This window comes from Pimelobacter simplex (assembly GCF_900114845.1).
In the GTDB taxonomy this organism is placed as follows: domain Bacteria; phylum Actinomycetota; class Actinomycetes; order Propionibacteriales; family Nocardioidaceae; genus Nocardioides; species Nocardioides simplex.
The window spans coordinates 1,020,741-1,043,285 of record NZ_FOUK01000001.1 but is presented as its reverse complement, the minus strand read 5'-3'; the positions used below and the strand labels follow the sequence as shown (position 1 = coordinate 1,043,285).

At 72.9% G+C, this 22,545-nt stretch carries 24 protein-coding genes and 1 pseudogene; 6 read left to right on the top strand and 19 right to left on the bottom strand.

Features of this window, described 5'->3' with window-relative positions:
- Positions 1 to 16: 16 nt before the first annotated feature.
- From BM223_RS04980 to BM223_RS04965, 4 genes are read right to left on the bottom strand one after another with little or no spacing between them, the layout of a single operon-like run.
- Positions 17 to 718 carry an SRPBCC family protein gene (locus BM223_RS04980; RefSeq protein ID WP_038681157.1) on the bottom strand — a complete coding sequence of 234 codons (702 nt, stop codon included), beginning with the start codon at positions 716 to 718 and terminating at the stop codon, positions 17 to 19.
- A 9-nt stretch (positions 719 to 727) separates the two neighbouring features.
- The gene (locus tag BM223_RS04975; protein WP_038681159.1) at positions 728 to 1,585 is read right to left on the bottom strand and encodes an FAD binding domain-containing protein; all 858 of its coding nucleotides are present in this window, start codon (positions 1,583 to 1,585) and stop codon (positions 728 to 730) included.
- The gene (locus BM223_RS04970; protein WP_038681161.1) at positions 1,582 to 4,026 is read right to left on the bottom strand and encodes a xanthine dehydrogenase family protein molybdopterin-binding subunit; all 2,445 of its coding nucleotides are present in this window, start codon (positions 4,024 to 4,026) and stop codon (positions 1,582 to 1,584) included. Before BM223_RS04970 ends, BM223_RS04975 begins: the two co-directional genes overlap by 4 nt.
- Entirely contained in the window at positions 4,023 to 4,511 is a 489-nt protein-coding gene (locus tag BM223_RS04965) for a (2Fe-2S)-binding protein (protein WP_038681163.1), read from the bottom strand. The genes BM223_RS04970 and BM223_RS04965 overlap by 4 nt, the downstream gene beginning before the upstream one ends.
- A 143-nt stretch (positions 4,512 to 4,654) precedes the next feature.
- On the opposite strand from BM223_RS04965, the gene BM223_RS04960 reads away from it, so the two are divergent.
- A complete protein-coding gene (locus BM223_RS04960; RefSeq protein WP_038681165.1) occupies positions 4,655 to 5,161 on the top strand; it encodes a hypothetical protein in 507 nt (168 codons plus the stop codon).
- A gap of 413 nt (positions 5,162 to 5,574) precedes the next feature.
- Here BM223_RS04960 and BM223_RS04955 read toward each other — a convergent pair whose 3' ends face one another.
- The 11 genes and pseudogenes from BM223_RS04955 to BM223_RS29675 form a co-directional block, all read right to left on the bottom strand.
- A complete protein-coding gene (locus BM223_RS04955) occupies positions 5,575 to 5,982 on the bottom strand; it encodes a hypothetical protein (RefSeq protein ID WP_038681167.1) in 408 nt (135 codons plus the stop codon).
- Between the two features lie 18 nt (positions 5,983 to 6,000).
- A complete protein-coding gene (locus BM223_RS04950) occupies positions 6,001 to 6,420 on the bottom strand; it encodes a hypothetical protein (RefSeq protein WP_038681169.1) in 420 nt (139 codons plus the stop codon).
- 41 nt (positions 6,421 to 6,461) lie between these two features.
- A pseudogene (locus BM223_RS04945) lies at positions 6,462 to 6,602 on the bottom strand (response regulator transcription factor); the annotation flags it as partial.
- A gap of 17 nt (positions 6,603 to 6,619) precedes the next feature.
- On the bottom strand, positions 6,620 to 7,630 hold the full coding sequence (locus tag BM223_RS04940) for a hypothetical protein (RefSeq protein WP_141267347.1): 1,011 nt from the start codon (positions 7,628 to 7,630) through the stop codon (positions 6,620 to 6,622).
- A gap of 40 nt (positions 7,631 to 7,670) precedes the next feature.
- On the bottom strand, positions 7,671 to 8,930 hold the full coding sequence (locus BM223_RS04935) for a sigma-54-dependent transcriptional regulator family protein (RefSeq protein ID WP_038681174.1): 1,260 nt from the start codon (positions 8,928 to 8,930) through the stop codon (positions 7,671 to 7,673).
- A 55-nt stretch (positions 8,931 to 8,985) separates the two neighbouring features.
- The gene (locus BM223_RS04930) at positions 8,986 to 10,104 is read right to left on the bottom strand and encodes an XdhC family protein (RefSeq protein ID WP_038681176.1); all 1,119 of its coding nucleotides are present in this window, start codon (positions 10,102 to 10,104) and stop codon (positions 8,986 to 8,988) included.
- A gap of 6 nt (positions 10,105 to 10,110) precedes the next feature.
- Positions 10,111 to 11,244 carry a vWA domain-containing protein gene (locus tag BM223_RS04925; RefSeq protein WP_038681178.1) on the bottom strand — a complete coding sequence of 378 codons (1,134 nt, stop codon included), beginning with the start codon at positions 11,242 to 11,244 and terminating at the stop codon, positions 10,111 to 10,113.
- 7 nt (positions 11,245 to 11,251) lie between these two features.
- On the bottom strand, positions 11,252 to 12,130 hold the full coding sequence (locus BM223_RS04920) for an AAA family ATPase (protein WP_038681180.1): 879 nt from the start codon (positions 12,128 to 12,130) through the stop codon (positions 11,252 to 11,254).
- Between the two features lie 54 nt (positions 12,131 to 12,184).
- Positions 12,185 to 12,400, bottom strand: a complete 216-nt coding sequence (locus BM223_RS04915; protein WP_038681182.1) for a hypothetical protein — start codon at positions 12,398 to 12,400, stop codon at positions 12,185 to 12,187.
- 210 nt (positions 12,401 to 12,610) lie between these two features.
- A complete protein-coding gene (locus tag BM223_RS29680; RefSeq protein WP_038681184.1) occupies positions 12,611 to 13,189 on the bottom strand; it encodes a nucleotidyltransferase family protein in 579 nt (192 codons plus the stop codon).
- The gene (locus tag BM223_RS29675) at positions 13,186 to 13,512 is read right to left on the bottom strand and encodes a cupin domain-containing protein (RefSeq protein WP_038681186.1); all 327 of its coding nucleotides are present in this window, start codon (positions 13,510 to 13,512) and stop codon (positions 13,186 to 13,188) included. Before BM223_RS29675 ends, BM223_RS29680 begins: the two co-directional genes overlap by 4 nt.
- Positions 13,513 to 13,729: 217 nt before the next feature.
- Between BM223_RS29675 and BM223_RS04900 the strand changes: the two genes are divergently transcribed.
- On the top strand, positions 13,730 to 14,437 hold the full coding sequence (locus tag BM223_RS04900) for a hypothetical protein (RefSeq protein WP_038681189.1): 708 nt from the start codon (positions 13,730 to 13,732) through the stop codon (positions 14,435 to 14,437).
- Between the two features lie 74 nt (positions 14,438 to 14,511).
- Here BM223_RS04900 and groL read toward each other — a convergent pair whose 3' ends face one another.
- The 3 genes from groL to BM223_RS04885 form a co-directional block, all read right to left on the bottom strand.
- Positions 14,512 to 16,143 (bottom strand): chaperonin GroEL, encoded by a 1,632-nt coding sequence (groL, locus tag BM223_RS04895; RefSeq protein WP_038681190.1) that lies wholly within the window; start codon positions 16,141 to 16,143, stop codon positions 14,512 to 14,514.
- A 113-nt stretch (positions 16,144 to 16,256) separates the two neighbouring features.
- Positions 16,257 to 17,114, bottom strand: coding sequence for an ATP-grasp domain-containing protein (locus BM223_RS04890; RefSeq protein ID WP_038681193.1), 858 nt, complete (start codon positions 17,112 to 17,114; stop codon positions 16,257 to 16,259).
- On the bottom strand, positions 17,111 to 17,944 hold the full coding sequence (locus BM223_RS04885; RefSeq protein WP_082003764.1) for an SGNH/GDSL hydrolase family protein: 834 nt from the start codon (positions 17,942 to 17,944) through the stop codon (positions 17,111 to 17,113). Before BM223_RS04885 ends, BM223_RS04890 begins: the two co-directional genes overlap by 4 nt.
- 88 nt (positions 17,945 to 18,032) lie before the next feature.
- Here BM223_RS04885 and BM223_RS04880 point away from each other — a divergent pair, with 88 nt between their 5' ends.
- Positions 18,033 to 18,722, top strand: coding sequence for a hypothetical protein (locus tag BM223_RS04880; protein ID WP_038681195.1), 690 nt, complete (start codon positions 18,033 to 18,035; stop codon positions 18,720 to 18,722).
- On the opposite strand, the gene BM223_RS04875 is transcribed toward BM223_RS04880, so the two are convergent.
- Positions 18,719 to 19,186 (bottom strand): OsmC family protein, encoded by a 468-nt coding sequence (locus tag BM223_RS04875; RefSeq protein WP_038681197.1) that lies wholly within the window; start codon positions 19,184 to 19,186, stop codon positions 18,719 to 18,721. The two genes, BM223_RS04880 and BM223_RS04875, sit on opposite strands and share 4 nt — an antisense overlap.
- A gap of 72 nt (positions 19,187 to 19,258) precedes the next feature.
- Here BM223_RS04875 and BM223_RS04870 point away from each other — a divergent pair, with 72 nt between their 5' ends.
- From BM223_RS04870 to BM223_RS04860, 3 genes are all read left to right on the top strand, one after another.
- A complete protein-coding gene (locus BM223_RS04870; protein WP_052138953.1) occupies positions 19,259 to 20,866 on the top strand; it encodes an acyl-CoA synthetase in 1,608 nt (535 codons plus the stop codon).
- A gap of 26 nt (positions 20,867 to 20,892) precedes the next feature.
- Positions 20,893 to 22,092 carry a hypothetical protein gene (locus BM223_RS04865; protein WP_038681199.1) on the top strand — a complete coding sequence of 400 codons (1,200 nt, stop codon included), beginning with the start codon at positions 20,893 to 20,895 and terminating at the stop codon, positions 22,090 to 22,092.
- Positions 22,093 to 22,173: 81 nt separating this feature from the next.
- Positions 22,174 to 22,539, top strand: coding sequence for a YciI family protein (locus BM223_RS04860; RefSeq protein ID WP_038681202.1), 366 nt, complete (start codon positions 22,174 to 22,176; stop codon positions 22,537 to 22,539).
- Positions 22,540 to 22,545: the final 6 nt, after the last annotated feature.

Below are 22,545 nucleotides of genomic sequence, written 5' to 3'. Positions count from 1 at the left end.
CCCTCCTCAGCCGGGCTCAGCGGCGACGCCTCCGCCGCCGGCGCAGCGCGGCCAGGCCGACGAGGACGGCGAGCGCCGCCGCGATCTGCTTCCCGTAGCTCTTCAGCAGCACCGGCAGCACCGCCGCGCCGAGGTCGAGCGCACCGTCGTCGGCCGCGGGTGCCGGCGCGGGTGCCGGCGCCGGGGCCCGCTCCGGTGCCGGTGCGGCGGCCGGATCGGCCGCGGGCTCGGGCCCGGGCTCCGGTGCGGGCGCGCTCTCGGCCGCGAGCCGCTGCTCCAGGCAGGCGACGAACTGCCCGAGCAGCTTGTCCGAGACGTCCTGCATCACTCCGCGGCCGAACTGCGCCGGCTTGCCGGTGATGGCCAGGTCGGTCACCACGTCGACCTGCGTCGCGCCGTCGCCGGCGTCCGCCATGGTCACGGTGACCGTGGCGCCCGCCGTCCCGTTGCCGCGCTTGTCGCGGCCCTTGGCGTCGACGACGAAGCGCCGGCCGGCCTCGTCGCGCTCGACGAACTTGCCGGAGCCGGCGTAGACGAGGGCGATCGGGCCGAGCTTGACCTTGCAGGTCCCCTCGAAGGTCGGCGCGCCGTCGTCGTCGGTGCCGACCGCGGTGACCTGGGCGCCCGGGAAGCACTCGGCGAGCGCGCCGATGTCCTGGAAGTGGTCCCAGGTGGCCGCGACCGAGGTCGGGACGGTGAAGGAGTGGGAGAGGTCCATCGGCGCCCGTCAGCTCCTTCCGGCGGCGGCGAGCACGGCCCGCCGGGTGAGGACGGTGGCGAGGTGCCGGCGGTAGTCGGCGTCGCCGTTGAGGTCGCTGGGCGGAGTGGTGCCGTCGGCGGCGAGGGCCGCGGCGGCGGCCACGCCCTCCTCGGTCGCCGGCTGCCCGGCCAGCATCTGCTCGGTCGCTCGCGCCCGGACCGGGGTCGAGCCCATGTTGGTCAGCCCGATCCGGGCCTCGGCGATGGTGTCGCCCTCCATCCGGACGGTCGCGGCGACCGCCACGATCGGCCACTGGTGGGCGATCCGCACGAACTTCTCGTACGACGCACCCCAGCCGGCCCGCTTCGGGAGGCACACCTCGACGAGGATCTCGTCGTCGGAGATCGCCGTCTCGAAGAGGTCGACGAAGAAGTCGGCCGCGGCGACCTCGCGCGTCCCCCCAGGCCCCTGGACGACGAACGTCGCGTCGAGCGCGAGCGCCGGCGCCCCGAGGTCGCCAGCCGGGTCGGCGTGGGCGAGCGCACCGCCGAACGTGCCGCGGTGCCGGACCTGGGCGTCGGCGAGGTGCGTGATCGCCTTGCTGACCAGCAGCGCGTGCTCGTGCACGAGCGGGTCCTGGCCGACGTCGTGGTGGGTGGTCATCGCGCCGATGGCGAGGTGGTCGCCGCCGTCGCGCACGCCGCGCAGGCTGTCGATCCGGCCCAGGTCGATCACCCACTCGGGGGCGTTGAGCCGCATCCGGAGCACCGGCAGCAGGCTCTGGCCGCCGGCGATGATCTTCGCGTCGTCGCCGTGCTCGGCGAGCGCTGCCAGCGCCTCCTCGACCGAGGCCGGGGCGACGTACTCGAAGGCTGCGGGGATCACTGGACCCCTCCTTCCGTCTCGTCGAAGTGGGGCATGGCGGCCTCCGTGGTCGCGCCTCCCGAGGAGCCGTCGGCGATCGCGCGCCAGACCCGCTCGGGGGTGCAGGGCATCGTGATGTCGGAGACGCCGAGGTGGCGGACCGCGTCGACGACCGCGTTGACCACGGCCGGCGTCGAGGCGATGGTGCCGGCCTCGCCGACCCCCTTGGTGCCGAGCGAGTTGGTGGTCGCCGGCGAGGTGGTGTGGTCGATCTCGAAGCTGATCGTGTCGGCCGCGGTGGGCAGCAGGTAGTCGACGAACGACCCGGTGACGAGGGTGCCGTTCTCGTCGTAGACCGCCTCCTCCCAGAGCGCCTGCGCGATGCCCTGGACCAGGCCGCCGTGCACCTGCCCGGAGACGATCAGCGGGTTGATGACGACGCCGATGTCGTCGCAGCAGACGTACTTGCGGAGCTTGACCTGGCCGGTCTCGGTGTCGACCTCGACCGCGCACAGGTGCGTGCCGTGGGGGTAGTTGAAGTTGACCGGGTCGTAGGTCGCCTCGGAGTCGAGCGAGGGCTCCATGCCGTCGGGCAGGTTGTGCGCGGCGAAGACGGCGGTGGCGATCTCGGTGATCGCCATCCCCTGGTCGGTCCCCTTGACGGTGAACCGGCCGCCGCTGAACTCCAGGTCGTCGGCGGAGGCCTCGAGCAGGTGGGCCGCGACCGGCCGCGCCTTCTCGATCACCTTGTCGAGAGCCCGCACCAGGGCCTCTCCGCCGACGACCAGGCTGCGGGAGCCGTAGGTGTCGAGGCCCTTGTGGGAGATCTGGGTGTCGCCGTGGAGCACCTCGATGTCCTCGAACGGGACGCCGAGCCGGTCGGCCGCGATCTGGCTGAACGCGGTCTCGTGGCCCTGGCCGTGGGCGGACGCCCCGGTGACGATCTCGACCTTGCCGGTCGCGAGCATCCGCACCTCGGCGTGCTCCCAGCCGCCCGCGCCGTAGTTGAGCGAGCCGAGCACCCGCGAGGGCGCCAGGCCGCACATCTCGGTGAAGGTCGAGACGCCGAGCCCGAGCTGCACCTTGTCGCCACGGGCCCGCCGCTCGGCCTGCTCGGCGCGGAGCTCGTCGTACCCGAACATCTCCTTGGCGCGCGCGGTGGCGGCCTCGTAGTTGCCGGAGTCGTACTCGAGGCCGGCCACCGTGGTGAACGGAAACTCCTCGTGCTTGATCCAGTTCATCTCGCGGACCTCGAGCGGGTCCTTGCCGAGCTCGGTGGCGAGCTCGTCCATCAGCCGCTCGATCGCGAACGTCGCCTCGGGCCGGCCGGCGCCGCGGTAGGCGTCGGTCCAGGTCTTGTTGGTGAGCACGTTAGTGGTCTGGAACTGGTAGGCGGGGAACTTGTAGATCGCGTTGAACATGAACGCCCCGAGCACCGGGACGCCACCGCCGACGATGGCGACGTACGCGCCGAGGTCGGCGAGCAGGTCGACCTTGAGGCCGGTGACGTGACCGTCCTTGGTCGCGGCGAGCGTCAGCCGCTGCCACTGGTCGCGGCCGTGGTGGGCGGTGAGGAGCGACTCGCTCCGGGTCTCGGTGAACTTGACCGGCTTGCCGAGCTTGCGGGCGACCGCGAAGGCGATCATCTCCTCGGGCGTCTGCTGCAGCTTGCCGCCGAAGCCGCCGCCCACGTCGGGCGCGATCACCCGGATCTTGGACTCGGGCACGCCGGTGGTGGCCGCCATCGCGAACCGCAGGATGTGGGGCACCTGGGTCGCCGACCACACGGTGATCTGCTCGCCGGTGGGGTCGACGACGACGCTGCGCGGCTCCATGAACGCCGGGATCAGCCGCTGCTGGCGGTACTCCCGCTCGATCACGATGCCGTTCTCGCGCGCCTCGGCGATGGCCTGCTCGACGTCCCCGCCGGTGCCGGCCTCGGCGGAGTCGAAGCGCCACACGGCACTGACGTTGGTGCCGAGGTCGGGGTGCGCGAGGACCGTGTTCTCGGCCGCCTCCTTGAGGTCGAGCGCGGCCGGCAGCTCCTCGTAGTCGACCTCGACCAGCTCGGCGGCGTCGCGGGCCTCGGCGGCGCTGCGCGCCACCACGACGGCGACGGTCTCGCCCGCGAAGGCGACCCGGTCGGTCGGCATCGGCAGGTGCGCCGGCGTCACCTGGTCGGTGACGACCGGCCAGGCGTTGATGCAGGCCCCCTGGCCCTCGCCGAGGTCGGCACCGGTCAGCACCGCGACCACGTTGGTCGCGCTCCTGGCGGCCTCGGTGTCGATGCCGGTGATCCGCGCGTGCGGGAACGGGCTGCGCACCATCGCGAGGTGCAGCATCCCGGGCAGCGTGATGTTGTCGGTCCACCGGGTGCGGCCGGTGATGAGGCGCTGGTCCTCCTTGCGCCGGCGGTCGCGACCGATCTCGGCGCCGGCCGTGGGCTCCTGGGTCGCGGTCATGCCGGTGCCCCCTCGGTCGCGTCCGTCGTACCAGCGGCGTGCTGCACGGCCCGCACGATGTTGTGGTAGCCGGTGCACCGGCAGAGGTTGCCCTCGAGGCCGAGCCGGATCGCCTCCTCGGACGGGCTGGGGTTCTCGTTGAGGAGGTCGACGGTCTGCATGATCATGCCGGGGGTGCAGAACCCGCACTGCAGGCCGTGGCACTCCCGGAAGGCCTCCTGCACCCGGTGCAGCTGACCGTCGTCGCCGGCCAGCCCCTCGATCGTCGTGACCTCGCTGCCGTCGGCCTGGACCGCCAGCACGTTGCAGGACTTCACGCTCCTGCCGTCGAGGTGGACGGTGCACGCACCGCAGCTGCTGGTGTCGCAGCCGACGACGGTGCCGGTCTTGCCGAGCTTCTCGCGCAGGTACTGCACCAGCAGCATCCGCGGTTCGACGTCGTCGGCGACCTGCTGGCCGTCGACGTTGAGACTGATCCGGGTCATGACTCTCCCAAGGGCGCGTGCGGGAACGTGACCTGGCTCACGCTAGGAGGGGGTGGTTGGTGAGTGGTTGGCGCGCGGAACACCGGGGTTGCCCACTACTGCGCATGGGAGATCGGGGCCGGCTGATGTGCGCCAGGTGAGCAGTGAAGCGGCTCGCGTCCCACCGGGACCTCGCGGCGCTCGCCATCGCGATCGCCCTCGCGGTGGGCTTCTTCGCCTGGCGGTGCTGGCCGGCGAGCGTGTTCGGCACGGCCGACCCGGACGACGGCGAGGGTGATAGGTGCGGGTTCGGCATCGTCGCCGAGACCGCCGACCCTGACGCGCTCGTGGCGACCCCGGGCGCGCTCGAGCCCGGCCAGTACTTCGACGTACGACGGGCCGACGGACGGGTCAGCGACCTCGGCGACCTCCTGCTCCACGGCGACGAGGAGTCGGGTTGTCTCACCTACTCGCTGATCGCCGGCGGCAGCGGGCCGACCTGGATCGACGTCACGGGACAGACCCAGATCTTCACGGTGCGCGAGGTCGAGCCGCCGATCCGGACCGTTGAGCACGTGGTTCCGGAGACCGCAGGCGTGGGGCAGTACCTCGCGTGCGCGGTCTACGAGGATCGCGGTCCGGAGTGTGCAGAGGTCACCGTCAGTCGTTGACTGCCGGATGGCTCGGGGTCGTCGTCCTCACCGGAATGGTCGACGGGATGGGTGCCGCGGTGGGTCACCTGGAAGTGGAAGCCTGCTGGGCTTCGCCATAAGTAGGTCCCGATCTGCGTGATCTGGTAGCGCCACTCGCCGTGGGTCTTCGCGCGGTGGTGGCGTCGGCACAACGGGACGAGGTTGCACGAGCAGGTCGGTCGCCTCGGGCGTGGGGTCGGGCGTGGTCGAGGTCGCAACGGGTTGCTGGCCGGTTGCAGTAGGGGAAGCGGCAGGTGTGGTCCCGCATCTCAACCTGCTGCCGGTGGCGGTCGGGGATCTCGTACGCCGTCACGGGGATGTGCTCGGCGAGGTCGATGACGGGGCGGACGGTGACGCTGGTGCCGGGCTGGGCGAGCCATTCGCGGATCTGCTCACTGCTGACCGGGCTCTGGTCCCAGCGTCCGACTGGGTTGTCGCCGGTGAGGGTTGGTGTCGGTGATGTGGAGGTTGAGGACGGCTTTGCGGCCCGGCGAGCCCTCGAGGTCCAGCGTGAGGTCGTTCCTCGCGAGGTCGCCCAGGGCTTGGGAGCGGCGCACGTCGAGGGAGTTCTTGTTGCCGAGCTTTCCGAGCAGGGTCGCGCGGCGGCTCAGGGCGTCGTCGAGGTCTCGGCCGTCCGCGGCGTCGAGGACCGCGTCGAGGCGGACCAGGCCGTTGCCGTCCGGGTCGTCGATCTCCACGAACCGACCATCGGTCGCCGCCGCGCGCTCGGCCTCGGCGCGCTCGGGGTCGAACCGGATGATCGCCTCCGCGATCAGCCGCTCCAGCTGCGCCCAACCCACACCCGTCGCGCTGAACAGCTACCGGTCCACGAACGCCGCAGCATCCGCGGACAGCGGCCGGGTCGCTTCGGCGATCCGCTCAGCCCGCCAGGGAGCGAGCCGTCCAGCGACCACCGACGCGTAGACCTGGGGCAGCCGCCAAGCGCACTTCAGCACCCTACCGACGTACAGCCGCCCGCCGTCGGGCGAGCGACCCAAGACGGCGACCAGCTCCATCAGCGCGAACTCCGAGACCAACGGCGCACCCTCACCGGCAATCGGCACACCGGTGTCGACGTACCCGTCCCGGATGGTTGCGGCTCCCTCTGAACCCGCAACCGTGTTGCCGGCGGCCCACTCGACAATGCCCGCCCACTCCTCGACCACCGACTCCTCCCGCACCTGCACACCCGCACGCAAGCGCGAGAGCAACCGGGTCGAGGCGGTCCGAGAAGCCATACCCGTATTCCAACACAAGGGTCCGACACAACCCCGCGAGTTCAGCCCAGGATCCCCCGCTCGTACGCCACCGCGACCGCGGCCGCGCGATCGGTGACCCCGAGCTTGTCGTAGACGTGCGCCAGGTGTGTCTTGACCGTCGCCTCGCTGACGAACAGCTCGCGGGCGATCGCCCGGTTGGCAGCGGGCGGCGCGGGCGTCATCCGTTGGGATGATGGGCAACCCACACCGACGTGCCGATGATGACCCCGACCCAGCCTGCACCCGACCCCGCGGCCCACAGCGGCCCGTCGCCGTCCGGCACCGCCACCCGCGCCCACCCGCCGTCCTCGGCGGCGTCCGGGAACCACAGCGCGTTGCCGTCGACAGACGCGGTGACCATCGCCGGCATGTCGTCCAGCCGGTCTGGCTCGAGCAGGAGGACCCGCGGCCCCGCCGCGTCCGGGCGCAGCCTCGTCACCGGCGCGGGTACGACCTCCGGCTCGGTTCCCCGGCCGTGCCGGACCAGCACCGGACGGTCGCCGTCGGCGCCCGGCGCCCAGCCACCCAGCCAGCCCTTCATGCCGACCGCGGCGTACGTCGCGACCATGCCCGCCGGCAGGTCCACGTCGCTCCAGTGGACCTCATCCTGCATCTCGTCGAGCAGCCACGGATCGCTCCAGCAGACCCCTGCGTCGGTGACGACCCAGACCGGCTGCTTCGCGCGGTGCGCGACCACGGGCCGGCCACCGAGCAGGCCGGGCGCCGCGGGGTGCCGGTGCTGGTCGAGGACCGGCAGGTCGAGGGCGTAGAGCACCCGGACCTCGACCTGTGTCGTCTCGGCGCGACCGGTCATCGCGAGCATGAAGTCATCGCGCTCCGTCGCCACCGACGCGGCCCAGGTGTAGTGCTCCGGCAGCTCGATCTCCTCGATCAACGGCTCCTCGTCGTCCAGCTCGCCGGCCGCGAGGTCCTGCGCGTTGACGTAGAACTCCTCGACGGACCACATCCGCAGCGTCCCTTCCGGGTCGCGCCCGGTCAGGAACGTGGTCTCGATCCCGCCGACGGCGAGGACCCCGTCCGCGTCGAGCCGGATCTCGTCGAGCACGAGCGCATCGCCGGCGTCGATCAGACCCGCGATGAATCCGGATCCGTCGTCGGTCACGCCGGCCACGACGGGTCCGTTCATCGCCGTCACCCGGCCGGGATAGGTCCCTCTCCTCCACTCCATGCCGCGAGGCTAAGGGGCACCACGGCAGCGCCGCAGGACTTCAGCCGTCCGCGACCGCCAGCCGCGCCTTGAGCAGCGGGATCGCCGGGTGCTTGGCCCGGCCGTCGCGGTCGAGCTGGACGAGGCAGGCCTCGAGCACCGCCGTGTCGTACGGCGCCAGCTCGCTGTAGTGCAGGACCGCGTCGGGCTGGGGGTCGGCGAGCAGGGCCTCGCGGACGGCGACGGCGACGTACTCGCCCATCTCGACCAGGGCCGGGCTCTCGGTGCCGGGCAGCAGGTCGCCGCCGTAGGCGTCGACCGCGGCCGCGACCTGACCGCGGCGCAGGAGCCCAAGGACGTGGTCGACGTCGGTGGCGATCGGCATGAGGAGGCGGTAGGGGCGCGAGGCGAGCTGGCCGGCGAGGGCGTGGCGCAGGTGGGAGACCTCGGCCTTGAGGGTGGAGAAGGTGACCGCGTGGTCGCCGTAGAGCATCGCGTGGAGCTGGTCGAGGGACAGGCCGTCGGGGTGCAGCGCGAGCAGCGCGAGGATCTCGTTCTGGCGCCGGTTGAGCAGCAGGCGCTGGCCGTCGACCCGGGCCTCGGCGGTGCCGAGGAGGCTGAGGACGAGGCCGGGCTCGGCCAGCTCGTCGCCGAGGACGCCCGCCCCGGCGGCGGCCGCGTCGTCGGCGTGCTGGTGGGAGCGCGGCAGCGCCTGCTCGACGAGGCGGGCCAGGACCCGGGCGGTGGCCAGGCCGATGGGGTGGGTGCGGTCCCAGGTCGTGGAGAGGTCGAGGACGCCGAGCCGGGCGCCGGTCACCGGGTCGTGCACGGGCGCGGCCCAGCAGACCCAGTTGTGCACGATGGGGGCGTAGTGCTCGGCGCTGAACACCATCGCGGGCCGGTCGAGGCGGTTGGCGAGGTCGAGCGCGTTGGTGCCCACCGAGCGGTCGTCCCAGCGGCCGCCGAGCACGAAGTTGACCGACTCGGCCTTGCGGCGCATCACCCGGCCGCCGTAGGTCCACAGGACGCGGGTGTCGGGGTCGGTGACGGCGACGACGAGGTCGCCGTCCTCGGCGGTGCGGCGCAGCTCCTCCTCGACCCGCTCGACGGCGATCTGGAGCGGCGAGCCCTGCCAGAACGAGCGGGTCTCGGACTCGTCGGCGAGCGGCGCCTCGACGACGTCGCGGGCGACGGTGGCGCCGGAGCGGTTCCAGCTGTCGAGGATCTCGGGCCGGACCAGTGGCGTCGCCGGGTCACCCTCCTCGACGAAGGTGGTCCACGCGCGCAGCGCCGCGCGCCGCCGCTGGTCGAGGTCGCCCATGGCGTGCACAGTACCGCGCACTGTGACGCCGATCACCCCCGAACGGAGGTGACTCTCAGGCGTGGATCCGACCCGACCGGGTGGCGAGCGGCTCGCCCGAGCCGCCCCAGCGGCCGGCGACGATCTCGGCGGCGATGCTGATCGCGGTCTCCTCCGGCGTGCGGGCGCCGAGGTCGAGCCCGATCGGGCTGTGCAGCATCGCGAGCTCGGCCTCGGTCAGGCCGGCCTCGCGGAGCCGGTCCATCCGGTCGTCGTGGGTGCGCCGGGAGCCCATCGCGCCGACGTAGCCGACCTCGGGCAGGCGCAGGGCCACCTCGAGCAGCGGGACGTCGAACTTCGGGTCGTGCGTCAGCACGGTGATCACCGTCCGCCGGTCGACCCGGCCCGCCTCCTGCTCGGCCGCCAGGTAGCGGTGCGGCCACTCGACGACGACCTCGTCGGCGCCGGGGAACCGGCTGGTCGTGGCGAACACGGGCCGGGCGTCGCACACGGTGACGTGGTAGCCGAGGAAGCCGCCGACCCGGGCCACCGCGGCGGCGAAGTCGATGGCGCCGAACACGAGCATCCGCGGCGCCGGCGCGAACGCCCACACGAAGACGCGCATCCCCTCGCCGCGGCGCTCGCCGTCGGGGCCGTAGGAGAGCGTGCCGTTGTGGCCGGTGGCGAGGAGGCCCATCGCGTCGTCCCGGACGGCGTCGTCGATGCGCGGGCTGCCGAGCGACCCGGTCGCCGGCTCGTCGGGCCGCAGCACCACCCGGCGTCCGACGTACGACGGGTCCGGGTGGTCGACCACGGTGGCCACGGCGACCGGGCGGCCGGCCTCGATGTCGGCGGCGATCTCGCCCAGCTCGGGGAAGGTCGTCCGGCTGACCTTCTCGACGTACACGTCGAGGATGCCGCCGCAGGTGAGCCCGACCGCGAACGCGTCGTCGTCGGAGACGCCGTAGCGCTGCAGCCGCGGGGTGCCCGAGCCGGCGACCTCCTGGGCGAGGTCGTAGACGGCGCCCTCGACGCACCCGCCGGAGACCGAGCCGACGGCGGAGGCGTCCGGCCCGACCAGCATCGACGCACCCGGGGGGCGCGGGGCGGAGCGGAAGGTCGCGACGACCGTCCCCATGCCGACGGTCTCGCCGGCCTCCCACCACTGGAGCAGCTGGGTCAGCACCTCACGCATCTGGCGTCATCTCCCGATCTCTTCGAGCAGCTCGGCGAAGGTCGCCAGCGAGTGGCCGGCGACGAACGCGTCGACATGGGGCAGGACGGCGACCACCCCTTGCTGCACGGGTGCGTAGCCGTCCTTGCCGCGGTGGGGGTTCACCCAGATCACCTTGTGCGCGAGCCGCCGCAGCCGGGCGGCCTGCTCGCCGAGCAGCTGGGTGTCGCCACGCTCCCAGCCGTCGCTGAACACGACGACGACCGCGCCGCGCGCCATCCCGCGCCGCCCCCACCGGTCGAGGAAGGCCTGCAGGGTCTCCCCCAGCCGGGTGCCCCCGGACCAGTCCGGGACGGTGTCGCCGGCCGCGGCGATCGCCCGGTCGGGATCGCGGCGGCGGAGCGCGCGGGTCAGGTGGGTGAGCCGGGTGCCGAGGCTGAACACCTCGACGGAGTCGCGGCTGCCGCCGCTCGCCGCTCCCGCGACCACGATCCGGTGGGCGAGGCGGAGCAGCGCGTCGGCGTACCCGCTCATCGAGCCGGACACGTCGATCAGCAGCACCACGCGGCGCGGCCGGATGCCGCGCCGGCGGTAGTGGATCCGGGCCGGCTCGCCCATCTGGCGCAGGCTCGCCCGCAGCGTCCGGGACGCGTCGACGGCACCCCGCCGGTGCGGCGTACGACGGGCGGTCGGGCGGGTCGGCAGGCGCACGGCCAACGACGCGAACATCGCCGCCAGCCGGACCCGCTCGGCCGGGTCGAGCGTCGCCACGTCGCGGTGGCGCAGGATGTCGGCGCCGCTCGCCTTGGCCTTGACCGGGTCGTCGTCCTCGTCGGGACCGCCCGTGCCGGCGGCGTCGTCGTCGGGGAGCAGCGCGGCGGCCGGCTGCTGCTGGGCGTGCCGGGGCCGGACGACCGGCGTCGTGTTGTCGCGCGAGAACCACTCGTCGAACACCCGGTCGTGCCGCTCGAGGTCCTCGGGCGTCGCGCAGAGCGTCGCCCGCCCGGCGGTGCGGGTGGCCTCCCGGTCGCCGAGGCCGACGAGCGCGACGGCGTCGAGGTAGCTGCGGGTGCGGTCCTGGGTCACCGCCACCCCGGCCGCCCGCAGCGCGGTCGCGAAGCCGAGCAGCACCTCGTCGGGCCGGTGCAGCAGGGTGGTCATGGGCGGGTCATCTCGCGAGCATCCGGTCGAGCGCCGCGCGCACCCGCTCGGCGTCGTCACGGTACTTCACCAGTGCCCCGAGCGTGCGCGCCGCGGTCTCGACGTCCAGCTCGGTGGTGCCCAGGTGGTGCAGCGCCCGCGCCCAGTCGAGCGTCTCGGCGACTCCCGGCGGCTTGAGCAGGTCGGACCCACCCCGCAGCTGCTGGACGACGTCCACCACCTGCCGGGCGAGCGTCTCGCCCACCTCGGGTGCCCGCGAGCGGACGATCGCCACCTCGCGGTCGAGCCCCGGGTGGTCGATCCAGTGGTAGAGGCAGCGCCGCTTGAGCGCGTCGTGCAGCTCGCGGGTCCGGTTGGACGTCAGCACCACCGTCGGCGGCGTCGCCGCCTGGACCGTGCCCAGCTCGGGGATCGTCACCTGGAACGTCGACAGCACCTCGAGCAGGAACGCCTCGAACTCGTCGTCGGCCCGGTCGACCTCGTCGATGAGCAGCACCGCCGGGCTCTGCTGGAGTGCGGCCAGCACCGGCCGGGCGAGGAGGAAGCGCTCGTCGTACAGGCTCTTCTCGGCCTCCTCGACGTCCCCCTTGTTGGCGTCGGACAGCGCCTCGAGCGCCCGCAGGTGCAGGATCTGACGCGGGAAGTCCCAGTCGTAGAGCGCCTGCGTCGCGTCGATGCCCTCGTAGCACTGCAGCCGGATCAGCGGCTGGTCGAGCGCCTCGGCGATGGCCTCGGCCAGCGCGGTCTTGCCGGTGCCCGGCTCACCCTCGAGGAGCAGCGGGCGGCGCATCTCGAGCGACAGGAAGAGCACCGTCGCGAGCTCGTCGTCGCAGAGGTAGCCGGTCTCCTCGAGACGGCTGGCGAGGTCGGCGACGCGGGTGTCCATGTCACCAAGGCTAGGCCGTGGTCGTTGGCGCGAGGTTGGCAAGTCTTGCCAACGTCAGCGCGGGGCGTACAGCCGCCGCAGGACCGTCCGGCTGAGCAGGTAGCCGCCGGCCATGCCGACCACCTGGACCGGGATCGTGACCAGGCCGGGCGCGGAGGTCTCCGCGACCAGCACCGCCGCGGGGACGCCGCCCAGGAGCAGGCACGTGATGACGACCAGACCGGCCAGCCAGGGCGGCACGTTCCGGATCTCGGCGCGCGGGGAGCTCACGCCGGCATCATCGCCGATCGACGTCCGCCCCCGTGGCGAGATCGCCTCACTCGGCCGGCGCCACCCCGCTGTAACACGCTGTCCACCGTGCTGGACGGCGGTTGTCGGTGCTTCGGCCACGCTGCAACGGCGTGGAAGCAACGACAAGCGCCGCGAAGCACGGTGGACAGCGTGTTACCCCACCCGGCCGGACGGCGAGCGACCCGAGGCTCATCGCCGGTCGACGTCGGCCCCCGTGGCGAGATCGCGGCACTCGACCAGGACCACCTCGTCCGCGTGGGCGGCGAGGTAGTCCCGGGCGCCCCGGTCCCCCACCGCGGCCGCGGCGACGGCCGCCCAGTGGGCGCGGCCCAGGAGGACGGGGTGCCCCGGCTTCCCGTCGTACGCCGCCCGGGCGAGCGGCGCGCCGTCCGCCTGGGCGAGGACGCGGCGGACGACGGAGGCGGTGACGTCCGGCAGGTCGACGAGGTGGACCAGAGCCGCAGCGTCGTCCGCGGAGACAGCGGACGCCGCGGCGAGCGCCTCGAGGCCCGCGCGGAGGGAGGCGCCCATCCCGGAGGCCCAGTCGGCGCAGCGCACGACGGCGAGCGCCGGGTCGTCCGCGAGCAGGGAGGCGGCCTCGTCGGCGGAGGCGCCGAGCACGACGGTCACCTCCGAGCAGCCCCCGGCGCGCAGCACCTCGACCGACCGGGTCAGCCACGGGATGCCGGAGGCGTCGCGGACCAGCGCCTTGGGCAGGCCCATCCGGGTGCCCGCGCCGGCGGCGAGCAGCAGGCCGTGGGTGCTCACGTCGAGACGGTCAGCAGGACGGCGGCGTCGCTCATCGCCTCGAGGTCGTGGCGCTGCGGCGGGATGACGATGTGGTCGCCCGTCCGGCCGTTCCAGAGCTGGGAGCCGGCGTGGAGGGCGACGTCGCCCTCGACGACCTGGAGGGTCGCCTCCTCCGGGGCGTCGTGCTCGCCGAGGCGGGTGCCGGCGCGCAGCGCGATGAGGGTCTGGCGCAGGCGGTGCTCGTGGCCGCCGTACAGGGTGACGGCGGCGCGGCCGCTGCTGGCCTCGCGCGCCGCGTCGATCTGCTCGCGGGCCAGTGCGGTCAGGTTCGTGGACTCCATGGCGTGCTCCTTCCGGGCTGCGCGTCGCGGCTCCGGTCGACGATAGGCGGCTCCGCACGGGGACGCGAGTCGCGAGGTGGCCGGCATCTCGGCCGAAAGGACGAGGACGACCTCCTGCGAACGGCCGGTCCGGCTCCGGCCTCGCGGCCGATACGCCCTGGCCGCCGGCGCGACATCGTGGACCCATCGATCCCCACCACATCCAAGGAGTCACCCCATGAGGTCATCGCGGAGCAGCGATCGCGCGCCGGAGGCCCGGCGCGAGCGCGTCGTGGGCGCGACGGCGATCGCGTTGGCGGCGTCCGTGGCAGTCCAGAACGCCGTGGTGATCTGGACCGGAGCGCCGAGCTACGCCGACCCGATCGAGAAGGTGCTCGCCTACCACGCGGAGCACCGGGGCGCCGTCGCGATCGCCGTCGGCCTGGAGGCGCTGAACATCCCGTTGCTGCTCGGGTTCCTGACCGGTCTCCACGGACGCGTCGGGCGCCGCGGGGGCGCGGGTGCGGACTGGTCACGTCTCGCGGTCGCCGCGGGCGCCACCCTCTCGGCGGTCTTCGCGTTGTACGCCGTCTCGTGGAACGTGGTCGTGCTGTCCGCAGGCGAGCTGACCGAGCCGAGCCCCGAGCTCGAGCTCGCCTGGCAGCTGCACGCAGGAGCGTTCGCGCTGGCTCTGCCTGCGCTCGGCACCACCTTCGTCGGCGCGGCACTGGCGGCGGGCGCGAGCGGGCTGACCCGGCCGTGGCCGCGTCTGCTCGGTGTGGCCGGAGGAGTCCTGCTGATCGCCGCCGGGACGGCGAACCTCGCGATCGCGGACGGTTCGTCGCTCCTGCTCGTGGGGATGCCCGGCTACGCCGCCTGGCTCGTGTGGCTCGTGGTGACCGGCGTGGGGCTGGTGCGCGCACGACCGGCCGGCACAGCAACATAGCCCCAGCAACGCCACAGGGCCCCCGCCGAAGCGGGGGCCCTGCAGGTGGTGCTGGGTGCCGGGTGGCGCGGGACTCAGAAGTCCATGCCGCCCATGCCGCCGGTCGGGTCGCCGCCACCAGCGGCAGCCTTCTCCGGCTTGTCGGCCACGACGGCCTCGGTGGTGAGGAACAGCGCGGCGATCGACGCGGCGTTCTGCAGCGCGGAGCGCGTCACCTTGGCCGGGTCGATGATGCCCGCGGCCAGCAGGTCGACGTACTCGCCGGTCGCGGCGTTGAGGCCCTGGCCGGCCGGAAGGTTCGCGACCTTCTCGGAGACGACGCCACCCTCGAGGCCCGCGTTGACGGCGATCTGCTTGAGCGGAGCGGAGAGCGCGACCTTGACGATGTTGGCGCCGGTGGCCTCGTCACCCTCGAGCTCGAGCTTGTCGAACGCGGAGGCGCCGGCCTGGACCAGCGCGACACCGCCACCGGGGAGGATGCCCTCCTCGACGGCCGCCTTGGCGTTGCGGACGGCGTCCTCGATGCGGTGCTTGCGCTCCTTGAGCTCGACCTCGGTGGCCGCGCCGACCTTGATGACGGCCACGCCGCCGGCCAGCTTGGCGAGGCGCTCCTGGAGCTTCTCGCGGTCGTAGTCGGAGTCCGAGCTCTCGATCTCGGCGCGGATCTGGTTGACCCGGCCCTCGATCTGGGCCTGGTCGCCGGCACCCTCGACGATGGTGGTCTCGTCCTTGGTGATGACGACCTTGCGGGCCTGGCCCAGCAGCTCGACACCGGCGGTCTCGAGCTTGAGGCCGACCTCCTCGGAGATGACCTGGCCGCCGGTCAGGATCGCGATGTCCTGCAGCATGGCCTTGCGGCGGTCGCCGAAGCCCGGCGCCTTGACGGCGACGGACTTGAAGGTGCCGCGGATCTTGTTGACGACCAGGGTCGACAGCGCCTCGCCGTCGACGTCCTCGGCCAGGATGACGAGCGGCTTGCCCGACTGCATGACCTTCTCGAGCAGCGGGAGGAGGTCCTTGACGTTGCTGATCTTGGAGTTGGCGATCAGCACGTAGGCGTCCTCGAGGACGGTCTCCATGCGCTCGGGGTCGGTGACGAAGTAGGCCGAGATGTAGCCCTTGTCGAACCGCATTCCCTCGGTGAGCTCGAGGTCGATGCCGAACGTGTTCGACTCCTCGACCGTGATCACGCCCTCCTTGCCGACCTTGTCCATCGCCTCGGCGATGGCGTCGCCGACCGTGGTGTCGCCACCGGCGGAGATGGTCGCGGTCGCGGCGATCTGCTCGCGGGTCTCGACCTCCTTGGCCAGGCCGAGGAGCTGCTCGGAGACAGCCGTCACGGCGGCCTCGATGCCGCGCTTGAGACCCATCGGGTTCGCGCCGGCGGCCACGTTGCGGAGGCCCTCCTTGACGAGCGCCTGGGCGAGCACGGTGGCCGTCGTCGTGCCGTCACCGGCGACGTCGTCGGTCTTCTTCGCGACCTCCTTGACCAGCTCGGCGCCGATCTTCTCGTAGGGGTCCTCGAGGTCGATCTCCTTGGCGATGGAGACACCGTCGTTGGTGATCGTGGGGGCGCCCCACTTCTTCTCCAGGACGACGTTGCGGCCCTTGGGGCCCAGGGTGACCTTGACGGCGTCCGCGAGCGTGTTCATGCCACGCTCGAGACCGCGGCGGGCCTCCTCGTTGAAAGCAATCAGCTTCGACATAACTCCTGCGATTCCTTCGCGATGTCCGTTGTCACTCTCAAGGCGAGAGTGCCAGCATCATGTTTAGCACTCGCCCATGGCGAGTGCAAGGAGCAGCCCGGCTCCCGGCCGCCTCAGGAGCGCCCCAGCCGGCTCGCCACGAGGTCCGCGAAGCGGTCGGCGTTGGCCGGGTCGACGTCGAGGTAGAGGCCGGGCTCGATCAGCTCGAGCTCGCTGACGACCCAGGCGCCCTCCCACACCATCAGGTCGACGCGCGCGTAGGCGAGGTCGGCACCACGTCGGTCCGCCGCCGCGCGGACGGCGTCCGCGGCCACCGCGGCGCGCGCCGCGTCGAGCGGGACGGGACGGCTGGAGCCGCCGTACAGCTCGTGGACGCGGACCTCGCCGTCGGCCGCCACCTTGTCGACCTGGGCGACGGCGGCGCCGCCGAAGACGTAGACCGACGACTCGCCCGTCGTCCGCACGGACGCGACGAGCGGCTGGGCGATCCAGGGGCCGGCGACGAGTCCCTCGAGCCGCGGGTCGTCGAGGCGCTCGGCCACGACCACCCCGACGCCGCCGGCGCCGGTGCGCGGCTTGACGACCACGCTCCCCCAGCGATCGAGCGCCTCGGCCAGCCCGCCGGCCAGGTCGGTGTCGTCGAGGAGCATCGTCGGCACCACCGGTACGACGTCCGCGAGCTCGGCGAGGTAGGCCTTGTCGGCATTCCAGGCGAACACCTCGGCCCCGTTGAGCAGGCGCGTCGCGGCCTCGACCTCGCGCGCCCAGGCCAGGAAGGCGGGCAGCCGCCGGTGGTAGTCCCAGGTCGCGCGGACCGCCACGAGGTCGGCACCGGCCCAGTCGACCTGCGGGTCGTCCCAGCACACCCACCGGCTCTCGATCCCGCGCGCGTCGAGGGCCGCGGTGAGGGCGCCGGCGCCCGGCTCTCCGTCGGGCATGAGGTCGAAGGTGGCGAGGAGGACGGAGGTCATGCGCCCACGTTAGGAGGACGGTGCCCGAACGGCACCGGGAGGTCGTGCCCCAGCGCGGCGAGCACCGACGGCAGCAGAGCCTTGGCCGTGCGCTTGTAGCCGAGCGCGCTCGGGTGGAACCGGTCGAGGCTGAACATCTCGTCCGGGTTGGTGATGAAGAACGGGCCGACGACATGGGCCAGCGACACCGCGTGCGCCCCATTGCGGACGGCGACCTCCGCCTGCGCGCTCGCCAGCTGCCGCGACATCCGGGAGCCGAGCGAGCGCAGCGGCTGCGGGACCGGCCGCAGCGCACCGAGGTCCGGGCAGGTCCCGACGACGACACTGGTCCCCTGCTCCCGCAGCCGCACCACCGCGTCCTCGAGGTGCTGCGCGGACGTCGCCACCGGCACCCGGTGCGTGACGTCGTTCCCGCCGACCACGACGACGGCCACGTCGGCCCGGTAGGTCGCCGGCAGCGCGTCGAGCTGGCCGGCCAGCGCCGAGCTCTCGGACCCGACCACCGCGGCGGTCCGCAGCGCGACCGGGCGGCGCAGCTCGGCCGCGAGCCCGCGCGCGATCCGGGCCCCGAGGGTGTCCTTGGGCCGCTCGGCCCCGAGCCCGGCGGCGATCGAGTCGCCGAGGACGAGCAGACGCAGGGGCGTGCCGTCGTACGACTTGCGCTTCCAGACCTTGTCGGCGGGGATCGCCTCCTCCCCCAGCGGCTTGCCGATCCGGGCCCGGGCGATCGCCGCCTGCCGGCGCAGCAGCTCGCGCCCGCCCCCCGTCGTCACGCCGATGCCGGCGAGCGCGACGCCGGCGGCGACCAGGGCCTTGCGGGTACGACTCATGGCTGCTTTGAACCAGACCCCGCTGAACGGATCGTGGCCCCTCGCCAAACGCCGGACGACGGCGCGGGCGCGGACCTACGATGCGGCCATGCTGCTGCGTCACCTGATCACGCTCGTGGCCGGTGCCGCCCTGCTCGCCGGCTGCTCGGCCGAGCCCGTGGCCGACGAGGACAAGATCCGGATCCCGACCGTCTCCACCCCGCTCGGCCCCGAGGCCGCCGGCAACCAGCCGGCGAAGGACGCGAAGGACGGGAAGCCGGCCAAGCCGCGCAAGCGCAAGCAGCCGAGGCCCACGGTGGTGGTCGCCGACCAGTCCGGTATCCGGTTCACGCTGCCGCGGGGCTGGACGGTGCTCGGCTCGGGTCAGGTCGACTACGCCGCCGAGGGCGACCACATCGCCGGCATCGCCGCGCAGGCCGGGATGTCGACCGAGGACTTCCGCACGATGATGAAGAGCCTCGACGTGTACGCGATCGGCTTCTCCGGCAGCCTCAACGTGGTGGTGGCCGCGCACACGAGCACCCTGCCGTCGAGCGCCGAGCTGGAGTCCGCGATGTCCCAGGTGGGCGCCGTCAGCGGCGTCCGCGACGTCCGCACGCCCCTGGGGACCGGCCGGGCGATCACCTACACGCTGAACGTGTCGACCCCCGCCAACCAGGGCTCGGCGCTGTTCGTCAGCACCGGCGGCCGGATCGTCCAGATCACGGTTTCCACGACCGACGCCGGCCAGACCCGTTCGGTCGTCGACGGCGTCGCGCGCAGCCTGGGCCGCGCCTAGCCGGCGACCTCGATCACCGGCTCGTGCCCGACCGGGAAGCTCACCGACGCCGCGATGAAGCAGTTCTCGCTCGCCTCGGCGTGGATCGCGCGGGCGACGTCGACCATCGTGGCGTCGGCGACGGTGACCCGCGGGCGCAGCGTGACGGAGGTGAACCGGCCGCCCTGGCCGGACTGCGTCATGGTGCCGACCGGGCTGTCGTCGTACGCGGTGACGACGACGCCGTGGTTGACCGCCGAGTGGAGGTACGACAGCAGGTGGCACTGGGCGAGCGCGGCGAGGAGCAGCTCCTCGGGGTTCCAGCGGGCGGCGTCGCCGCGGAAGGTCGGGTCGGCGGACCCGAGGAGGTCCGGCTTGCCGGCCGCGGTGAGCAGCACGGTGCGGTCGTAGTCGCGGTAGCCGCTCGTGCCGGAGCCGCGGTTGCCCTGCCAGACGAGGTCGAGCGCGTAGTGGTGGTCGGTCACCGGACCATCATGCCGAAACGGACTGGGACGAACGCTGGCGAGAACTTGTTCTAGTTTGACACTCTTCTCCCTGTGACCCCCACCACACCGGCCACCGCCCCCACGACGCCCGACGCCCGCCCCCTCAACCTCGCCGACGTCCTCGAGGCGATGGCCGACGGGATCCCCGACCGCGCCGCCGTCCACACCGGTGACCGGGTGTGGACCTTCGCCGAGATCGACGAGCGCGCCACCCGCCTCGCCAACCACCTGATCGGGCTGGGCGTCCGGCCGGGCGAGCACGTCGCGGTCCACTCGACCAACCGGATCGAGTGGGTCGACGCCCTCTACGGCTGCCTCAAGGCGCGCGCGGTGCCGATCAACATCAACTACAAGTACCTGCGCGACGAGCTGGCGTACCTCTACGACAACGCCGACTGCGTGGCGGCGATCGTCGCGCCCGAGCACGTCGACGCGGTGGCCGAGCTCGCCGTCCCCTCGCTGCGGCACACGATCGTCCTGGGCGACGAGTACGACGCGGCGCTGGCCGCCGCGTCCACCGAGAGGCCGGTCAACGGACGCAGCGCCGACGATCACTACGTCCTCTACACCGGCGGCACGACCGGCTACCCGAAGGGCGTCGTGTGGCGCAACGAGGACCTCCTGCGCGCCGCCCTCAACGCCGCCCGGTACGGCGCCCCGCTCGACTCGATCGACCAGCTCGTCGCCGAGGCCCAGGCCGTGGAGAACCCGATGGTGCTGCTCGCCTGCGGCCCGATGATGCACGGCGGCAGCCAGTGGATCCTCGGCAACGGCCACGTCGCCGGCCAGACCGTCGCGCTCTTCACCGAGCCGCACTTCGACCCGGAGCGGATCCTCGACCTGGTCGAGAAGGCCAAGGTCGTGTCGATGACCTTCCTGGGCGACGCGATGGGCCGCCCCGTCGCCGAGGCGATCCTCGCCGAGCCGGACCGCTGGGACCTCTCCAGCCTCGCCGCCGTCTCGAACGGCGCGGCGCCCCTGTCCGACGGCGTCCGCGAGGAGATCCGCCAGGCACTGCCGGGCCGCTTCATCCTCGACTCGTACGGCGCCTCGGAGTCCGGCGCGACCGGCTCCCGCATCGACGACGGCTCCGAGGGCGGCTCCGCCGCGCCGCGCTTCACCGTCACCGACCAGGTCGAGGTCTTCGACCCCGACCTCAAGCCCTGCCCCGTCGGCGTCGACGGCATGCTCGGCCGCTCCGGCCCCGTCCCCCTCGGCTACTACAAGGACCCGGTCAAGACGGCCGCGACCTTCAAGGTGATCGACGGCGTCCGCTGGGCCATCCCCGGCGACTTCGCGCGCCGCGAGGAGGACGGCACCGTGACCGTCCTCGGCCGCGGCTCGGTGTGCATCAACACCGGCGGCGAGAAGGTGCACCCCGAGGAGGTCGAGGCCGTCCTGCTGCGCCACGAGGACGTCTTCGACGCCGTCGTCGTCGGGACGCCGCACGAGCGCTGGGGCCAGCAGGTCACCGCACTGGTGCAGCGCCGCGACGGCGTCGTCCTCACCGCGGACGACGTGCGCGAGCACTGCCGCTCGCTGATCTCCAACTACAAGGTCCCCAAGACGGTGCTGTTCGTCGACCAGGTCCCGCGGACGCCGGTGAGTAAGGTCGACTACCCTGCGAGCGCCGCGCTCGCGGCACAGCTGCTGGGCTGACCAGCCACCGTCACCCCGGAGAGCCCGTGCGCCGTCTGCTGATCCTGCTGGGCACCGCCGCGCTCGGCCTCTCCGTCCTCGGGGTGCTGCCCGCGCCGGCACTGGCCGCGACCACGTGGCTCTCCGTCTCCACCGACGATCCCCTGCTCAACGAGAACGGCGACGGGCTCTGGGAGTCCGCCACCGTCGACGTGAGGACCGACGCCGGCACGGCGCACTGGGCTCTGACGAAGGACGGCCAGGGCGCGGTCGTCGCCGAGGCCGAGCTCACGACGGCACAGCGGTCGGGCGAGCCCCTGTCGGTGAGCTCGGCGACGGCGGGTGGCCCGCTGGCGGCAGGCACCTACACGCTCACGGTGACCGCCACCGCGGTCGGCAAGGCACCGGCCACCAAGGACGCGAAGATCTACGTCAGCACGGGGCCCGCGCTGACCGCTCTCGCGCCCAGCGCCGCGATGATCTATCCGCAGGACTACTACCCCGGCGTGGCCCACGACGTGAGCTTCCGGCACGGACTCGACGCGACGATCGTCCAGCAGGCCGCACCCATGTTCGAGGTGGTGGGTGCCGGACGCACGATCGGTCCGTGGAACCTCGACCCGGGCGTGCCCCTGCTGCGCTGGGACGGGCGCGGCAACCCGTTGAACGACGTGGTGCCGGGCACCTACCGGGTGCGCCTGCTGGTGCGCGACGACGGACGGCAGACCTACGGGCCGCTGTCACAGCCGTTCCGGGTCTCCCGGGGTCACCGGGAGCTGGTGAGCGCCGGCACCTTCCAGAAGGCGAACGCCACCCGCACCGCGACCCTGACCAAGCGGCTCGCCCGGCTCCGGATCGTGAACGGCAGCCTCCGCTACCGCGCGTTCCACAGGTATGCGCTGCGTGACCCCCTGATCCGCACGGCGCACCGGGTGCGCATCCCGGTCGACCGGGCGGCCGGCGCGCCGGTCCACCTCGTGGTGAACGGTCGCCAGGAGGACGAGATCAACCTCGACCTCGAGGTCGTGCTCCCGGACGGCCGCGTCCGCAACATCGACAACTACTCCGGCGCGTCGGAGCACTCGCTCGCGTACACGATTCCGCGTCGCCTCATCCGGCCCGACGGCACCGTGCGGTTCCGCCTGCTGTGGACCCCGCACCCGGGCGAAGGTGACGGCCCCGGCGCCGGCCGGGTGGACACCGTCAGCGTGCGCGTGAACAAGTACGTCTGGCGCGACCTCGACTGAGAACTCCCCGCGGCCTGTCGAAAGGCCCGTGGCTCGCCCGTCATCGGGGTGACAGACTCACCACCACCCTGAGGAGATGCCATGACCACGTACGTCGTCCTGCTGACCGGAGACGAGCGCACCTGGGAGGACGCGAGTCCCGAGGAGCGGGCGTCGATGTACGCCCGCCACGACGAGTTCAGCCGGCTGCTCGAGGAGCGCGGTCACCAGGTGACCGGGGGCGCCGAGCTGGCGCACTCGCGGACCGCCAAGGTGGTCCGCAAGGCGGCGGCCGACGGTGACGCGATCACCGTCACCGACGGCCCGTACCTGGAGTCCGTCGAGCAGGTGGGCGGCTTCTACGTCGTGGAGAGCGACGACCTCGACGACCTGCTCGAGGTGTGCGGGGTGCTCGCCTCGCTCGAGGACGGCGTCGAGGTGCGCGCCACCGTCGCCCACGACGCCTAGCAACCG

Coding starts and splice junctions, on each gene's coding strand:
- BM223_RS04940 (WP_141267347.1), bottom strand. CDS start 7,630: ATGGAGTGGAGGAGAGGGACCTATCCCGGCCGGGTGACGGCGATGAAC.
- BM223_RS04935 (WP_038681174.1), bottom strand. CDS start 8,930: ATGGGCGACCTCGACCAGCGGCGGCGCGCGGCGCTGCGCGCGTGGACC.
- BM223_RS04980 (WP_038681157.1), bottom strand. CDS start 718: ATGGACCTCTCCCACTCCTTCACCGTCCCGACCTCGGTCGCGGCCACC.
- BM223_RS04920 (WP_038681180.1), bottom strand. CDS start 12,130: ATGGACACCCGCGTCGCCGACCTCGCCAGCCGTCTCGAGGAGACCGGC.
- BM223_RS04950 (WP_038681169.1), bottom strand. CDS start 6,420: ATGGCTTCTCGGACCGCCTCGACCCGGTTGCTCTCGCGCTTGCGTGCG.
- BM223_RS04925 (WP_038681178.1), bottom strand. CDS start 11,244: ATGACCACCCTGCTGCACCGGCCCGACGAGGTGCTGCTCGGCTTCGCG.
- BM223_RS04890 (WP_038681193.1), bottom strand. CDS start 17,114: ATGACCTCCGTCCTCCTCGCCACCTTCGACCTCATGCCCGACGGAGAG.
- BM223_RS04900 (WP_038681189.1), top strand. CDS start 13,730: ATGAGGTCATCGCGGAGCAGCGATCGCGCGCCGGAGGCCCGGCGCGAG.
- BM223_RS04885 (WP_082003764.1), bottom strand. CDS start 17,944: ATGAGTCGTACCCGCAAGGCCCTGGTCGCCGCCGGCGTCGCGCTCGCC.
- groL (WP_038681190.1), bottom strand. CDS start 16,143: ATGTCGAAGCTGATTGCTTTCAACGAGGAGGCCCGCCGCGGTCTCGAG.
- BM223_RS04880 (WP_038681195.1), top strand. CDS start 18,033: ATGCTGCTGCGTCACCTGATCACGCTCGTGGCCGGTGCCGCCCTGCTC.
- BM223_RS04970 (WP_038681161.1), bottom strand. CDS start 4,026: ATGACCGCGACCCAGGAGCCCACGGCCGGCGCCGAGATCGGTCGCGAC.
- BM223_RS04965 (WP_038681163.1), bottom strand. CDS start 4,511: ATGACCCGGATCAGTCTCAACGTCGACGGCCAGCAGGTCGCCGACGAC.
- BM223_RS29675 (WP_038681186.1), bottom strand. CDS start 13,512: ATGGAGTCCACGAACCTGACCGCACTGGCCCGCGAGCAGATCGACGCG.
- BM223_RS04930 (WP_038681176.1), bottom strand. CDS start 10,104: ATGCGTGAGGTGCTGACCCAGCTGCTCCAGTGGTGGGAGGCCGGCGAG.
- BM223_RS04860 (WP_038681202.1), top strand. CDS start 22,174: ATGACCACGTACGTCGTCCTGCTGACCGGAGACGAGCGCACCTGGGAG.